The sequence below is a fragment of the Streptomyces sp. NPDC033165 genome (genome assembly GCF_055577965.1).
Window position 1 is genome coordinate 20,809 of the sequence record NZ_JBVIPK010000021.1, and the last position, 13,348, is coordinate 34,156.

Genomic DNA, 13,348 nt, shown 5'->3' on the forward strand with positions numbered 1-13,348 from the left:
GGCCTTGTCCCTCAGTAGGCGGAGGCGGAAGAGGCGTCGAGGCTGTGCTGCTCGTCGCCCCGGAGGGCGGGAGAGAACACGCACACGAGGCGCAGGTCGGTGTCGGGGTCGGCGATGAGGTAGTGGGCGTCGTGCTGGTCGAGCGAGTAGAGCGTGCCCGGGGTGATGCGGTACGACGTGCCGTCGAGGGCGACGACCTCGCCGGAGCCCTCGATGCAGTAGCAGGTCTCCAGGTGACGGCGGTACTCCAGCAGCGACTTCGTACCGGCGCGCACGATGGTGTCGGTGACGGAGTAGCCGACACCGTCGGCCTCCAGCAGGAAGCGACGGCTGAGGCCGTTGCCCCAGTCCACGGTGATGACGTTCTCCAGGTCTCGCACGATCATTGGATCGCTCCTCTCACAGGGGTGGGGAAATCGGTCACAGGGACGAACGGGAGTGGTGGGGACGGAGGCTGGTGACCAGGGCGCCGAGATCGGCGGCGACATCGCGGCCCGCGACGAGCGCTGCCTCGGCACAGGCGACGACGGGGCTGCCGACCACGGCGGCGTCCGCACCCGCCGCGTGCACCCGCTCGACGTCGGCCGCCGTGCGCACCCCGAACCCGGCGGCGACGGGCACGTCCGTCAGGGTCCGCAGGGTGTCGATGGGGGCGCGGAGCGCTCCTTGGTCGGGTGCCGGGCCGGAGCCGCTGGTGCCGTAGTGCGTCACCAGGTACACGTAGGCCGAGGCGTGGGCCGCCGCCTCCGCCACGATGCCGGGGGCCGAGGTCGCGTAGCACGTGGTGACGACGGGCAGCCCGGCCGCACCGGCCCGGTCGTAGAAGTCCGGGCGGACCCGGGGCGGTGCTCCGTGGAGGAGCACTCCGGCCGCCCCGGATGCGGCGACGGCCGTGATGACCTGGGCCATCGAGCGGGGGCGGACGGTGTGCGCCCAGTCGGCGAGGACGACCACCCGCAGGTGGCGGTGGCGGCTGCGGGAGCGCTCCACGAAGGCGAGTGCCTCCTTGAGGCCGGTCCCGGCGGCGAGAGCCCGGTCGGCGGACCGGCGGATCACCGGCCCGTCACTGATCGAGTCGGGGAACGGCACCCCCAGCTCCAGGACGTCGACCTCGTGCTCGTCCAGCATGTCGGCGACATCGTCGAGCACGTCGAACGGAGGGTCACCGGCATTGAGGAACACGGCCAGGCCCGGCGGGCGGGGGAACAGGTCAGGCATGGGATGTCCCCTTGCTCGTCAGGGATGACGGTGCCGGTGGAGCGGCCCGTACGGCGTCGACCAGGTCGCGCACCGCGCCGTCCCGCATCGCCGCCGTCGCCCGGGCCAGAGCGGGGCGCCACTCGGTCTCCCGCTCGGCCGCGATCACCAGGGCCGCGGCGTTGAGGGCGACCGTCTGGGTGGCCACCTCGCCCGCCCGCCCGGACACGACGTCCAGGAAGTGGTCGACGACCCGCGCGGGGTCGGCCACCGGCGCCAGGTCCCGCAGACTCCCGTCGGCGGTGCCCAGGTTGCCGGGGTTCAGCTGGACGTCGGGGGCCCCGGCACCGGGGTGGAGGACGTTGCCGGCGAAGCCGATCAGTTCGTCGGCACCGATGTCGTTGGTGCACAGCCAGACGTCACGGTCCTCGACCGCCTCGGCCAGGGAGCGGGCCAGCGGCAGAAGCGCGGGGCTCGACAGGCCCGTGAGCTGGCGCGTTCCCGGCAGGGCCGGAAGGAAGGGGCCCAGCACGTTGAGCATCCGGCCGTAGGACCGCATGGGCAGCGGCATGATGCGCCGGGCGAGCACGGTCAGCTCGACCGGGTAGACGAAGTACCCGGCGAAGGCGATGCCGTGGAGGTCCAGGGACGCCGCCGTCTCACCGTACGACTTCGTGAGCGGCACACCGAGCCGGTCGAGCAGGTCGATGGAGCCGTACGCGCTGGCGTGGGCCCGCGACCCGGTCTTCACGATACGGGCCCCGAGCGCGGCGGCGACGAAGGCGGCGGCGGTCGAGACGTTGAACGTCGATACACCGCCGCCCGTGCCGACCACGTTGACCGCCCCGGGGAAGGGGGTCACCGGCCCGGTGCGGCGCGCGCGCAGCGACCGCACCAGGTCCGTGAACGTCCGGGGGTCGACCTTGTCGAGGTCGAGTGCCCCCAGGAGCGCCGCGGGTTCGCCGGAGTCCAGCGTGTCGGCGCTCAGCTCGTCCCAGAACGACGACCACGTCGCGGTGTCGACCGGGCGGCCGGCCAGCAGGGCGGCGAATGCGTCGTGCACGGGTCAGCTCGCCTCGGCCGGCACCGACGCCCGCGCCAGGAAGGCGCCGATGGCGTCGATGGTGCGGAAGTTGTCCGGGTCGAGGGCCGCGTCGTCGACGGTGACGCCGAACTCGGTCTCGATCCAGGCGATGAGCTTGAGCAGCCCGAGGCTGTCGACGACGCCGTTGGTGAGCAGGTCGTAGTCGGTGGCGAGCTCCGATGCCTGGACATCGGGCAGGAACTCTTCGATCAGGAACGTCTTGACCTGGTTCTCGTGGTTCATCGTATGGATTCCTTTCGGGTGGCGGCCGCCCCGGAGTGGGGCGGGCGCTGGATGGGGCCGAGGGACTGGCGGTCGACCTTGCCGGTGGAGGTGCGGGGCAAGGGGGCCTCGGACAGACGGAGGGTCGACGGGATGGCCGCCGTGGGCAGGTGCTGGGCGCAGTGCTGGCGCAGGCCGAGCGCCCCCACCGCCGCGCCGGGCACCCGGCGCAGGACGGCGTGCAGCACGTGGCCCGCGACCGGGTCCGGGACGGCGAGGACCACGGCCTCGGCGACCTCGTCGTGATCGAGCAGCACCTGCTCGACCGCCGAGGTGTTCACCCGCGTACCGCGTACCTTGACCTGGTGGTCGTTGCGTCCCTCCAGGCGCAGGATGCCGTCGCCGTCACGGCGCACGATGTCGCCGGTCCGGTAGAAGCGGGCCGCTGAGCCCGGAGGGCGGCCGACCGGGGCGTCCACGAAGGGGTTGGGCGCCTGCGGGTCGGCACCGAGGTAGCGGGCGGCCTGGAACGGCGTGGCGACGATCAGTTCTCCCCGGCCCGGCCCGGTGACCACGGCACCGGCATCGTCGAGGACGACCGCCTCGACGCCGGGCAGCGGTGTGCCGAGCGGAACACCGTCGGCCGGAACCGCGTTCCGGTCCACCTCGTACAGGAAGCTGTCGTTCGTCTCGGTGCAGCCGTAGATGTTGTAGAAGCGGCTGTCGGGGAACACCTCGGGCAGCCGGGCCAGATACCGGGTGGGCATGTGGTCGCCGGTGAACATGGCGTGCCGGACCGACGGGAGCCTCCGGCCGGGGTCACCCGCGGCATCGACCAGCAGCTGGTACGTCATCGGCACGGTCTGGACGACCGTGACGGCGTTGTCGTCGATGGCGTCGAGCAGGTGGCGCCCGTTGGTGGCGGCGGCCGGGTCGACCAGGACGACCGTGCCGCCGTGGTGGAGCGTGGCCCACACGTCGAGGAAGCAGAGGTCGAAGTTGAGCGGGGCGTAGTTGAGAGTGGCGGCGCCCGGGCCCAGGTCGAACTGCACGGCGGCCCAGTCGGCGAAGCGCTCGACGGCGCCCGCGCTGAGCGGCACCAGTTTGGGCAGGCCCGTCGATCCCGACGTCGTGAGGACGAAGGCGATGTCGTCGGGGCCGTGGGGAGCGGCCGGGGCCGGGGCGGCGCCGACGGGGGCGGAGCCGCCGTCATCGGCGTGGATGACGTGTCGGCATCCCGCCCGGTCCAACAGCTGTTGCAGGGAGGCGGCGGGCAGGGTCGGTGAGGGCAGCACCACCGGAACACCCCGCCGCAGGCAGGCCAGCACCAGGGCGATGGTCCGGGGTGTCTTCGTGGCGGGCACGCCGACCGGCTCGCCGCCGGTCGTACCGAGCCGGTCGAGTCGGTGCGAGGCGTCGGCCACGAGGTCGGCGAGCTCACCGTAGGAGACGTGCCCGCCCTTCGCCACGAGGGCCGTGGCATCGGGGCGGGCATCGACCTGTTGGGCGAACGAGGTCCAGAGCCGGGTAAGTTTCATCTCCGGCATCGTGCGGGCGGCCCCGCAACATCAGCGCAAGGCCCGCCCCCGCCACCCGTGTTCGCCCGGCGGCATCACCGGTTCACGTCAGGCGGCGTCCCACACGCCGGTGGGCGCGACCTCGGCCACCCAGTCCGCGAAGTCGCGGGGCTTGCGCCCCAGGGCGCGCTCGACGCCGTCGGCCAGGGAGCTGTTGCGGCCGTCGAAGAACTCGGAGATGAGCGTGGCCAGCGGCTCGGCGAAATCACGCGGGGCGCCGTCGGCGACGATGGCGTCGGCGAACTGCTCCCGGGTGATCGGCTGGTAGCGCAGGGAGCGACCGGTGGCGCGGGCGATCTCCTCGACACCTTCGGCGAAGGTCCACAGCCGGGGACCCGTCAGCTCGTAGCGCTCGCCGACGTGGCCGTCCTCGGTGAGGGCCGCCACCGCGACATCGGCGATGTCGTTGGCGTCGACGTACGGGTCGGAGTTGTCACCGGCGGGCAGGGCCAGCACGCCCTGGCGCAGGGGCTCCAGGAAGACGCCCTCGTCGAAGTTCTGGTTGAACGAGGCCGGGGCGACGATCGTCCACTCGACCGGGAGGCTCGTCACGGCGTCCTCGCACCGGACGGCTTCCTCCTGGTTGCGGGCGGACAGCAGGACCAGGCGCCGGACACCGGCGTCGACGGCCAGCTTGGCCACGGCGCCGATGGCGTCGCCCGCGCCGGGCCACTCGACCTCGGGGTAGTACATCAGGTAGGCGGACTGGACGCCGGTGACGGCGTCGGCCCAGGTCGAGGGGTCCTCCCAGTCGAACGGGGGCTTCCCGGCGCGGGAGCCGACCCGCACGTTCACACCGCGGTCGATCAGCTTCTTCGTGACTCGGCGGCCGACCCGGCCGGTACCGCCGAGAACCAACGTCGTGTGCTCGTTTGTCGTCATGCAAGCAGTCTGAACGGCAGCAATCTGGACGGTCCATGGTTGAGATGCCTAGATCCATGTCCAGTCGTCTAATGTTGGGCGGGTGGACGCACTCGCAGGATTACTCGAAGGGCCGCGGGCCAGCGGCGCATTCCTCCTCCGCATCGTGCTGGACCCCCCCTGGTCGATCCGGGTCCAGGACAAGTCACCGCTCTGCCTCGCCGTCATGCTCAGCGGCGAGGCGCACGTCGAGCCCGACCACGGCGAGCCGGTGCGGCTGCGCCCGGGTGACGTCGCCATCGTCCGCGGGCCGGACCCCTACGTGATGAGCGACGAGCCGGCGACCCCGCCGCAGGTCATCGTCCATCCCGGCCAGCAGTGCGTCACGCCCGAGGGCGTCGAGCTGCGCGAGCGGATGTCGCTGGGCGTACGCACCTGGGGCAGCAACCCCGACGGGCCGGTGCAGATGCTGCTCGGCGTGTACGAGGAGGTCGGCGCCGTCGGGCAGCGCCTCCTCGACGTACTGCCGCCGCTGCTGGTCGTCTCCGCCGACACCTGGGACTCGCCTCTCATCCCCGTACTGGCGGGCGAGGTCACCAAACAGGGGCCCGCCCAGGGCGTCGTCCTCGACCGTCTTCTGGACACCCTGCTCATCTCCGTACTGCGGGCGTGGTTCGACCGGCCCGAGACCGAGGCCCCGGCCTGGTACCGGGCCCACGCCCACCCGGTGGCCGGCGAGGCACTGCGCCTGTTCCACCAGGACCCGGCGAACGACTGGTCGCTCGAACGGCTCGCCGCCGAGGTCGGCGTGTCCCGGGCCAAGCTGGCCCAGTGCTTCCGCAGCACCGTCGGCACACCCCCGATGACCTACCTGACCGAATGGCGTCTGGCCCTGGCCGCGGACCTGCTGCGCCAGTCCGACGCCACCCTGAACACCGTGGCCCGGCAGGTCGGTTACGGCACCGGATTCGCCCTGAGCTCGGCGTTCAAGCGGGTGTACGGCATCAGCCCGCAGGAGCACCGCAGCGCCGCACCCGCGCACTGAGCGTGCGGGGCGGGCGGCCGCCTTGCGTTCTCCTTGCACCCACGGGCGTACCAACAAGGCATGCATACCGAGCTCTCACGCCGGAAGATCCTGTCCGGCCTGGTCGTCGGAGCGGGCGCCGCGGTCCTGGGGTGGGACCCCCAGGCCCGCGCGTGGGCCACCGCCCCCGGTTCGACGTCAGGCATCAGCCAGGTACCCGCCCTCGACGGCACGCTCGTCCTCCCCGCCGATCCGTCGGCGTTCACCGAGGACTTCGGCCACATGTTCACCCGCCGCCCCCGAGCAGTCCTGACCCCGGGCTCGGTGAACGACATCCGCAAGATCGTCCGCTACGCCCACGACCACCGGATACCCGTGGCCGTCAACGGCCAGAGCGGGACCGGCGCCGACGACCGCGAGTCGCACTCGCACTACGGCCAGGCCCTGGTCGAGGGCGGCATCGCCATCGACCCCAAGCCGCTCGGCGAGGTGCACAGCATCTCGCGGGGCATCGCCGACGTCGACGCGGGTGTCACCTGGTCGACGCTGGCGCTGAAAGCGCTCGACTCCGGCCAGACGCTGCCCGTCTACAACGACTTCGCCCACCTGTCGATCGGCGGAACGCTGAGCGTCGGCGGCCTCGGCGGCACCAGCCAGCGCTACGGCTCGCAGGCCGACACCGTGGAGTGGCTCCAGGTCGTCACGGGCACCGGCCATCTGGTCACCTGCTCCCGCACGTACCGCCGTGCACTGTTCGAGGCCGTCCTCGTGGGCGGCGGCCAGTACGGCATCATCGTGCGGGCCGGTGTCAGGCTGGTCCCGGCGGAGACACACGTCCGCTCGCTGGAGTTCACCTACACCGACCGGGCGGCCTTCCTGCGGGACTCGCTGACCGTCATGCGGACGGGCGTGGTCAGCGACCAGAACGGCTACGCCGATCCCAAGCCCGGCGGCGGCTGGACCTACCGGCTCGCGCTCGGCATCTTCTACTCGGCGCCCGATCAGCCGGACGTCGCCGGACTGCAGTCCGTGCTCTCGCCCCAGGCGACCGCGGGCCCGACGGCCGACCTGTCGTTCCGCGACTGGCTGCTGCGCTTCGACCCGAACTGGGCGGCCCTCAAGGAGGCCGGGTTCTGGGGCAGCAAGAAGCCGTGGCTCATGATGTTCGTCGGTACCGACAAGACCCCCGCCTACCTCGACACCGTCCTCGGCGAACTGACGGCGACCCAGATGGGCCCCGGCCCCGTCCGCATCTCGCCGATGAGCCCCCGGCCGCTCACCCGGCCCAACTTCGTCCTGCCCAGGTGCACGACGAACGCCTTCTTCGAGGTCAGTCTCATCCGGATACCGGCCCCGAACCACCCGGACGTCCCCGGCCTGCTGTCGCAGAACCGCCGCTTCTACGACCGCGCCGTCGAGCTCGGGGCCAAGCGCTATCTCGTCGGCGCGGTGCCCTCGATGACCCGTGCCGACTGGCAGGCCCACTACGGGAAGCGCTGGTACGAGCTCACCTACCTGAAGCGCCTGTACGACCCCGCCGCGATCCTCACGCCGGGCCAGGGCATCTTCGGCTGACCGCTCCCGAGCCCGCCCTGTACCTCCAGTAAGGAGACCTCGCATGCCGGCACAGCGCCCGGAAGACATACCCGGCCTCATCGCCGCGGCCTTCAACGCCAACGACGCACAGGCCATGCTCGACCTGTTCGAGCCGGACGGCATTCTCGTCACCCCGCCGGACGGCACCCATGAGGTGGGGCTCGAAGCCGTCGCCGCCTCCCTCAAGAAGATGTTCGGCGTCATCACGGGAGCCGACATCACCGTGACCAGCGTGCTGCGATCCGGCGGCATCGCGATGACGCACGCCGACTGGCACCTCGTGGGGACGGACGAGACCGGCACGCCGGTCGACCTCCGGGGAAAGGGCACCGTGGTCTCCCGCGAGCAGCCCGACGGCACCTGGCGGATCCTCTTCGACGATCCGGTCGGGGCCTGAGAGGGAGTGGGCATGGAGAATCCGTTCAGCGTCCGTATCCAGGCACGGGCCTACGAGCTCGACCGGCAGGGCCACCTCAACCAGGCCGTGTACATGCAGTACGCGGAGCACGCCCGCTGGCAGTTCCTGCAAGCCGCCGGCCTCACCCCGGACGTCCTGGGTGAGGCCGGCATCGGCCCCGTACTCCTGAAGGCCACCATCCGGTTCCAGCGCGAGCTGCGGGCGGGGGACGAGGTCGACGTGGGCTGCGCCATCACCGGTGGGCAGGGCAAGCTCCTCGAACTCACGCAGCGCTTCCACACCCCCGACGGAATCTCCGTCGCCCGGGTCGAGGGAGTGATCGGCCTGCTCGACCTGGAAACGCGCCGCCTGCTTCCCGACCCGGGCAGCAAGCTGCGCGAACTGGCCAAGCAGCCCGACCTGCTCGGGCCGGCCACCTGAGCGACCACGGGTGAGCCTCGGCGACTGCGCCAGGCGACGGCAGACGTGGGGCACGGCTCCCGGAGAACGCCCGCGACGGGCCGACCGGAGGCCGTGCCCCACAGACCGTCGGGGCCCCCACAGACCGTCGAGCACGCCGCCGAGCACGCCTTCGAGCACATAAAGGAGACGCAGCATGAGAAGCCTCCAGACCGGCGCTCTGCTCGCCGCCACTCTCTCCACCGGACTGATGGCCGGACTGTTCGCGGCCTTCGCCTACGGGGTCATGCCCGGCCTGGCCCGGTCGGCCGACCGCACGCTCATCGAGACGATGCAGACCATCAACATGGCCATCCTCAACCCGGTCTTCATCCTCCCCTTCCTCGGATCGATCCCCCTCCTCGGCCTCTCCGTGTATCTGGCCCGCCAGGGCCACGGCCGGCTCGCGCTGCCCTGGCTGGTCGCCGCACTGGTCCTGTACGTGGTGGCGTTCCTGGTCACCCTCGGCGCCAGCGCCCCCCTGAACCTCCAGCTCGCGAACGCGGGCGCCCCCGACGACATCAAGGACCTGGCCGCCGTCCGCGCGGACTTCGAGACCAAGTGGGTGGTCTGGAACATCGTCCGCGCCCTCCTCCACACCGCGGCCTTCGTCTGCCTGCTCTGGGCGCTCGTCGTGTACGGAGGCCAGCGGTCGCAGGAGACCGGCGGCCTCGACGCACCCGACCGCCCGACCGGCGTCCACCCGAGCGCGGAGGGAACACGGACGTGATCCCGCTCGCCTCCCCGCCGTACGACGGACACCGGCTCGCTGCCCCCCGCCTCCCGGGAGTGATGACCGTGATGGGCCGGGCCCACCCTCCGGACGGTGCGGAGGCTCCCGCCGAGGACACCTGGCGGGCCGTGCTGTCGCACGACGAACTGCGCCGGGCCGACGCCTTCGCTCTCGACACGGACCGCCGGGCGTTCCAGTACACCCGGTGGCTGCTGCGTACCGAGCTTTCCCGGCGAGCCCCCGTCGCGCCGGAAGAGTGGGAGTTCGTCTTCTCACCGATCGGCAAACCCGCGATCCATCCCCGGTTCGCGTCGGACATCGAGTTCAGCCTGTCGCACTCGGGCGGCGTGTGCCTGATCGGGCTCACCCGCGGTCGGACGGTCGGCGTCGACGTCCAGATCTGCGACGCCCTGGACGACCCGGAGAGTGTCCGGCGCCTCGTCACGAAATGCCTCTCACCTGAGGAACGCGCCGACGTGGAACCGCTGGCCGGCCGCAGGCGGCGCGACGCCGTCGTACAGCTGTGGGCGGTGAAGGAGGCGTACGCCAAGGCAGTGGGCCTCGGCGTACGCCTGCCGTTCCGGCAGATCGCCCTGGGCCCGGACGGCCGCGGCGGACTCGCGCTGCGCCCGACCCCGCACGTCCCCGACCCCGCCCGCTGGACCTGCCACGCACCGCAGGCGCCTTCGGGCTTCCGCATCGGGGTCTGCGTGGCCGCCTCCGCGGCACCCACGGAGACGGCCCGGAACGAGTGAGGCCCCGGCCTCTCAGCCCGCCTCCGCCTTGGCCAGCGCGCCGGTGATCACGCGGGTGGAGAAGTCCCCGTGCTGCTTGCGCCGCAGGGCGGGGCTCAGCCCCGTGCCCGCGGCGATGACCAGGCCCGCCATCGTGGGGATGGCCTCGGGTCGAATGCTCCTGGGCATCTGCCGCATCGTGGCCACGAGTGCGGTGCTCGGCGGCCTCACCTTCGCCAGAACAGGTGGTGCGTCACCCCGCTCGCGCTCGGTACGGCCTCCAGGTGGTATCGGTCCAGCAGTTCCTCGGGCGAGTCCCAGAGGCGGAGCCCGGTACCCAGCTTCACCGGGGAGACCGCCACGTGCAGGGTGTCCACCAGACCGGCGTCGAGGAACTCGCGGATCGTGGTGACGCCCCCGCCGAGCCGGACGTCCTTGTCACCCGCCGCTTCGCGCGCCCGGTCCAGGACCGCGGCCGGGTCGCCGCCCACGAAGTGGAACACCGTGTCGGACAGCGTGATCGACGGACGCTCGTGGTGGGTCATGACGAACACCGGGGTGTGGAAGGGGGGTTCCTCGCCCCACCAGCCGCGCCACTCGTGGTTCTCCCAAGGGCCGCGCTGCGGGCCGAACTTGTTGCGGCCCATGATCTCCGCCCCGATGTTGCGGGCGAAGTCGCGCGTGAAGTAGTCGTCCAGGCCGCGGCTGCCACCGGAATCCGACCGCATCGGCCAGCTCGCCGTGGCGCCCGCCCAGGAGAAGAGCCGCCCGGGGTCGACGTGGCCGAACGGCCGCTCCAGCGTCTGGTCCTCACCGGCGGCGATCCCATCGCTCGAAACCGTGAAGTTCTGGACTCTCAGCAGCTGGGCCATGTGTTCCTCCTGCTTCTGTGCGGTCGACGACAACGCCACGACGTGCCGGGGGCGGAGAACTCATCGGTCGAACAGGACCGGCCGACAGCTTTCGGCCGCCCGATAAAGTCATGGCCGGACAAGGAGAACACCAGGTGCGCGCACACCGCCGCACGTCTCGGGAGGAAGCCATGGGAACCCGCCGCACGTCCCTGCCCGGAGTGGGTGCTCAGTACGACTTCACGACCGAGACGGGCCAGCACATCTCGGTCGTCGTGCACCACGACGGACGCCGGTTCATCGGTTTCTACGAGCAGGACGACCCCGATGCGTGCCGGCTCTCGGTCCCCCTGACGACGGACGAGGCCACCGCGCTCGCGCACCTCATCGACCCGGCGCCCATCGACGCCGTACGGACCAAGGGCATCGACCTCGTCACCGAGCACATCCCGCTCGGGTCCCGTTCGCCGTACGGCGGACGGCTGCTCGGGGAGACCAGGGCGCGGACGCGGACCGGGGCGTCCATCGTGGCGGTGCTGCGCACGCACAGCGCGCACCCGTCGCCGGAACCGGATTTTCGACTGGCCATCGGGGACACACTCGTCGCCGTCGGAACGCGTGAGGGCGTCGACGCGCTCTCCGAGATCATTGCGGAGGGCTGACCGTGCATGACACGACTGCGTTGCTGGTGGAGCTGGGAGCCGTCATCCTCGGGCTGGGGCTCCTCGGGCGGATCGCCGGGCGGATCGGGCTCTCCCCCATTCCCCTCTACCTCCTCGCCGGGCTGGCGTTCGGGCACGGCGGACTGATCCCGCTCAAGGCCAGCGAGGAATTCACCATGGTCGGCGCCGAGATCGGCGTCATCCTGCTGCTTCTGCTGCTGGGGCTGGAGTACAGCGCGTCCGAGCTGGTCACCAGCCTGAAGACGCAGTACCCCTCGGGGGCCGTGGACTTCGCCCTCAACGCGACACCCGGCGCCATCGCCGCACTCATGCTCGGCTGGGGTCCCGTCGGGGCCGTCGCACTCGCCGGGGTCACCTGGATCTCGTCGTCCGGCGTGATCGCCAAGGTGATGACCGACCTCGGCCGGCTCGGCAACCGCGAAACCCCGGTCATCCTCGGCGTCCTCGTCATGGAGGACCTGGCGATGGCGGTCTACCTGCCGCTGCTGACCGCCATGCTCGCCGGGGTCAGCCTGGCCGGCGGCAGCCTCGCCCTGGTCATCGCGCTCGGGGCCGTCGGCCTCGTCCTCTACCTGGCGCTGCGCCACGGCCGCCTCATCAGCCGCGCGGTCTCCTCCGACAACCCGGAGATGCTGCTCCTGGTCGTCCTCGGCCTGACCGTCCTGGTCGCCGGGATCGCCCAGCAGCTCCAGGTCTCCGCCGCCGTCGGCGCGTTCCTCGTCGGCATCGCGCTCTCCGGTGAGGTCGCCGAGGGCGCCCGCAAGCTGCTCACCCCGCTCCGCGACCTGTTCGCCGCGGTGTTCTTCGTCTTCTTCGGCCTCTCGACCAACCCGGCCGACATCCCGCCGGTGCTGCTGCCCGCCGCCCTGCTGGCGATCATCACCACGCTCACCAAGATCGCCACCGGCTACTACGCGGCCCGGCGCGCCGGGGTCGGCCCGCGCGGCCGCTGGCGGGCGGGCGGCACCCTCGTGGCGCGCGGTGAGTTCTCCATCGTCATCGCCGGGCTCGCCGTGGCCACCGAGCCGCGCATCGGGCCCATCGCCACCGCGTACGTCCTGATCCTCGTCATCGTCGGCCCGCTCACCGCCCGGTGGACGCAGCCCATCGCGGCGAGGATCGAGGCCCGGCGAGGCGGCGGCAAGGACTCGGGCGGCGCGGGGAAGGAGCCCGCCTCGCAGCCCGCCCCCGAGCCCCTGATGCCGACGCACGACGACCTCACGCCGGAACCGGCGGGCGAGACGCGCGAGTAACCCCTCTCCTCCGCGACCCCGCGCCTCACCACGGCCGGTCGGATGCCCATCAGGGCTTTTCCGACCGGCTGTTGCCGTGTCCGAAACCTTTCGCTCGGTGGGGGAGAGCCACCGGTTCACCGGCCGTCGGACCGTCCCGACTGCTAACTTCTACACGTCTGTAGAGTTGCCTTTATTCCGAAGTTGCACCAGAACGTAGGGAGATGTCATGGCTCTGTGGGATCGCATCAAGGAATCCGCTTCATCGATGCAGACGCAGCTGGAGGCGAAGAAGAACGAGCTGAAGTCGGGGTCGTTCCGGGACGCGAGCATGGCCATGTGCGCCTTGGTCGCCGCCGCCGACGGCTCCATCGACCCGGCCGAGCGCCAGCGCGTCGCGGGGCTCATCGCGAGCAATGACGTCCTCCAGAACTTCCCCGCCGACGACCTCCAGCGGCGGTTCAACGACTACGTCGACAAGCTCACCGCCGACTTCGACTTCGGCAAGGTCAGCGTCCTCCAGGAGGTCGCCAAGGCGAAGAAGAAGCCCGCCGAGGCGCGTGCCGTCGTACAGATCGGCATCGTCATCGGCGGCGCCGACGGTGACTTCGACGCGACCGAGCGGGCCGTCGTACGGGAGGCCTGCTTCGCGCTCGACCTGCCGCCGCACGAGTTCGACCTCTGAGAGCTCCCAGAGC

The 13,348-nt window shown here is 71.5% G+C and carries 17 protein-coding genes; 9 read left to right on the forward strand and 8 right to left on the reverse strand.

Annotated elements, in window-relative coordinates; genetic code table 11:
• Positions 1-11: 11 nt before the first annotated feature.
• The 6 genes from ACZ5WC_RS31485 to ACZ5WC_RS31510 form a co-directional block, all read right to left on the reverse strand.
• Positions 12-386 carry an ectoine synthase gene (locus ACZ5WC_RS31485; RefSeq protein WP_468544016.1) on the reverse strand — a complete coding sequence of 125 codons (375 nt, stop codon included), beginning with the start codon at positions 384-386 and terminating at the stop codon, positions 12-14.
• Between the two features lie 34 nt (positions 387-420).
• Positions 421-1,218: a tryptophan synthase subunit alpha gene (trpA, locus tag ACZ5WC_RS31490; RefSeq protein WP_468544017.1), complete on the reverse strand. Its 798-nt coding sequence runs from the start codon at positions 1,216-1,218 to the stop codon at positions 421-423.
• Positions 1,211-2,260: a hypothetical protein gene (locus ACZ5WC_RS31495; protein ID WP_468544018.1), complete on the reverse strand. Its 1,050-nt coding sequence runs from the start codon at positions 2,258-2,260 to the stop codon at positions 1,211-1,213. Before ACZ5WC_RS31495 ends, trpA begins: the two co-directional genes overlap by 8 nt.
• A 3-nt stretch (positions 2,261-2,263) precedes the next feature.
• The gene (locus ACZ5WC_RS31500) at positions 2,264-2,524 is read right to left on the reverse strand and encodes an acyl carrier protein (RefSeq protein ID WP_311120587.1); all 261 of its coding nucleotides are present in this window, start codon (positions 2,522-2,524) and stop codon (positions 2,264-2,266) included.
• Positions 2,521-4,041 carry an AMP-binding protein gene (locus tag ACZ5WC_RS31505; RefSeq protein ID WP_468544019.1) on the reverse strand — a complete coding sequence of 507 codons (1,521 nt, stop codon included), beginning with the start codon at positions 4,039-4,041 and terminating at the stop codon, positions 2,521-2,523. The genes ACZ5WC_RS31500 and ACZ5WC_RS31505 overlap by 4 nt, the downstream gene beginning before the upstream one ends.
• A gap of 87 nt (positions 4,042-4,128) precedes the next feature.
• A complete protein-coding gene (locus ACZ5WC_RS31510) occupies positions 4,129-4,962 on the reverse strand; it encodes a Rossmann-fold NAD(P)-binding domain-containing protein (protein ID WP_096632030.1) in 834 nt (277 codons plus the stop codon).
• 82 nt (positions 4,963-5,044) lie between these two features.
• Here ACZ5WC_RS31510 and ACZ5WC_RS31515 point away from each other — a divergent pair, with 82 nt between their 5' ends.
• The 6 genes from ACZ5WC_RS31515 to ACZ5WC_RS31540 all read left to right on the forward strand — a co-directional run bounded on the left by ACZ5WC_RS31515 (position 5,045) and on the right by ACZ5WC_RS31540 (position 9,905).
• Positions 5,045-5,986 (forward strand): AraC family transcriptional regulator, encoded by a 942-nt coding sequence (locus ACZ5WC_RS31515; RefSeq protein ID WP_468544020.1) that lies wholly within the window; start codon positions 5,045-5,047, stop codon positions 5,984-5,986.
• A gap of 60 nt (positions 5,987-6,046) precedes the next feature.
• Positions 6,047-7,540: an FAD-binding protein gene (locus ACZ5WC_RS31520; RefSeq protein WP_468544021.1), complete on the forward strand. Its 1,494-nt coding sequence runs from the start codon at positions 6,047-6,049 to the stop codon at positions 7,538-7,540.
• Positions 7,541-7,583: 43 nt separating this feature from the next.
• Positions 7,584-7,958 carry a YybH family protein gene (locus ACZ5WC_RS31525; protein WP_096632036.1) on the forward strand — a complete coding sequence of 125 codons (375 nt, stop codon included), beginning with the start codon at positions 7,584-7,586 and terminating at the stop codon, positions 7,956-7,958.
• Positions 7,959-7,970: 12 nt separating this feature from the next.
• A complete protein-coding gene (locus ACZ5WC_RS31530) occupies positions 7,971-8,399 on the forward strand; it encodes an acyl-CoA thioesterase (protein WP_096632037.1) in 429 nt (142 codons plus the stop codon).
• A gap of 175 nt (positions 8,400-8,574) precedes the next feature.
• Positions 8,575-9,147, forward strand: coding sequence for an anthrone oxygenase family protein (locus ACZ5WC_RS31535; protein ID WP_468544022.1), 573 nt, complete (start codon positions 8,575-8,577; stop codon positions 9,145-9,147).
• Positions 9,144-9,905 (forward strand): 4'-phosphopantetheinyl transferase family protein, encoded by a 762-nt coding sequence (locus tag ACZ5WC_RS31540; RefSeq protein ID WP_468544023.1) that lies wholly within the window; start codon positions 9,144-9,146, stop codon positions 9,903-9,905. The genes ACZ5WC_RS31535 and ACZ5WC_RS31540 overlap by 4 nt, the downstream gene beginning before the upstream one ends.
• 12 nt (positions 9,906-9,917) lie before the next feature.
• On the opposite strand, the gene ACZ5WC_RS31545 is transcribed toward ACZ5WC_RS31540, so the two are convergent.
• Both ACZ5WC_RS31545 and ACZ5WC_RS31550 read right to left on the reverse strand, forming a co-directional pair.
• Complete coding sequence (locus ACZ5WC_RS31545; protein ID WP_468544038.1) at positions 9,918-10,073, reverse strand: hypothetical protein; 156 nt, start codon at positions 10,071-10,073, stop codon at positions 9,918-9,920.
• Positions 10,074-10,111: 38 nt separating this feature from the next.
• Positions 10,112-10,756, reverse strand: coding sequence for a dihydrofolate reductase family protein (locus tag ACZ5WC_RS31550; protein ID WP_468544024.1), 645 nt, complete (start codon positions 10,754-10,756; stop codon positions 10,112-10,114).
• Positions 10,757-10,926: 170 nt separating this feature from the next.
• Between ACZ5WC_RS31550 and ACZ5WC_RS31555 the strand changes: the two genes are divergently transcribed.
• The 3 genes from ACZ5WC_RS31555 to ACZ5WC_RS31565 all read left to right on the forward strand — a co-directional run bounded on the left by ACZ5WC_RS31555 (position 10,927) and on the right by ACZ5WC_RS31565 (position 13,335).
• Positions 10,927-11,397 carry a cation:proton antiporter regulatory subunit gene (locus ACZ5WC_RS31555; RefSeq protein WP_468544025.1) on the forward strand — a complete coding sequence of 157 codons (471 nt, stop codon included), beginning with the start codon at positions 10,927-10,929 and terminating at the stop codon, positions 11,395-11,397.
• Positions 11,398-11,399: 2 nt separating this feature from the next.
• On the forward strand, positions 11,400-12,671 hold the full coding sequence (locus ACZ5WC_RS31560; RefSeq protein ID WP_468544026.1) for a cation:proton antiporter: 1,272 nt from the start codon (positions 11,400-11,402) through the stop codon (positions 12,669-12,671).
• Between the two features lie 208 nt (positions 12,672-12,879).
• Positions 12,880-13,335, forward strand: a complete 456-nt coding sequence (locus ACZ5WC_RS31565; protein ID WP_096632048.1) for a tellurite resistance TerB family protein — start codon at positions 12,880-12,882, stop codon at positions 13,333-13,335.
• The last annotated feature ends 13 nt before the right edge of the window (positions 13,336-13,348 follow it).

Coding starts and splice junctions, on each gene's coding strand:
- ACZ5WC_RS31530 (WP_096632037.1), top strand. CDS start 7,971: ATGGAGAATCCGTTCAGCGTCCGTATCCAGGCACGGGCCTACGAGCTC.
- ACZ5WC_RS31555 (WP_468544025.1), top strand. CDS start 10,927: ATGGGAACCCGCCGCACGTCCCTGCCCGGAGTGGGTGCTCAGTACGAC.
- ACZ5WC_RS31510 (WP_096632030.1), bottom strand. CDS start 4,962: ATGACGACAAACGAGCACACGACGTTGGTTCTCGGCGGTACCGGCCGG.
- ACZ5WC_RS31545 (WP_468544038.1), bottom strand. CDS start 10,073: ATGCCCAGGAGCATTCGACCCGAGGCCATCCCCACGATGGCGGGCCTG.
- ACZ5WC_RS31485 (WP_468544016.1), bottom strand. CDS start 386: ATGATCGTGCGAGACCTGGAGAACGTCATCACCGTGGACTGGGGCAAC.
- ACZ5WC_RS31565 (WP_096632048.1), top strand. CDS start 12,880: ATGGCTCTGTGGGATCGCATCAAGGAATCCGCTTCATCGATGCAGACG.
- ACZ5WC_RS31505 (WP_468544019.1), bottom strand. CDS start 4,041: ATGAAACTTACCCGGCTCTGGACCTCGTTCGCCCAACAGGTCGATGCC.
- ACZ5WC_RS31500 (WP_311120587.1), bottom strand. CDS start 2,524: ATGAACCACGAGAACCAGGTCAAGACGTTCCTGATCGAAGAGTTCCTG.
- ACZ5WC_RS31525 (WP_096632036.1), top strand. CDS start 7,584: ATGCCGGCACAGCGCCCGGAAGACATACCCGGCCTCATCGCCGCGGCC.
- ACZ5WC_RS31550 (WP_468544024.1), bottom strand. CDS start 10,756: ATGGCCCAGCTGCTGAGAGTCCAGAACTTCACGGTTTCGAGCGATGGG.
- trpA (WP_468544017.1), bottom strand. CDS start 1,218: ATGCCTGACCTGTTCCCCCGCCCGCCGGGCCTGGCCGTGTTCCTCAAT.
- ACZ5WC_RS31535 (WP_468544022.1), top strand. CDS start 8,575: ATGAGAAGCCTCCAGACCGGCGCTCTGCTCGCCGCCACTCTCTCCACC.
- ACZ5WC_RS31520 (WP_468544021.1), top strand. CDS start 6,047: ATGCATACCGAGCTCTCACGCCGGAAGATCCTGTCCGGCCTGGTCGTC.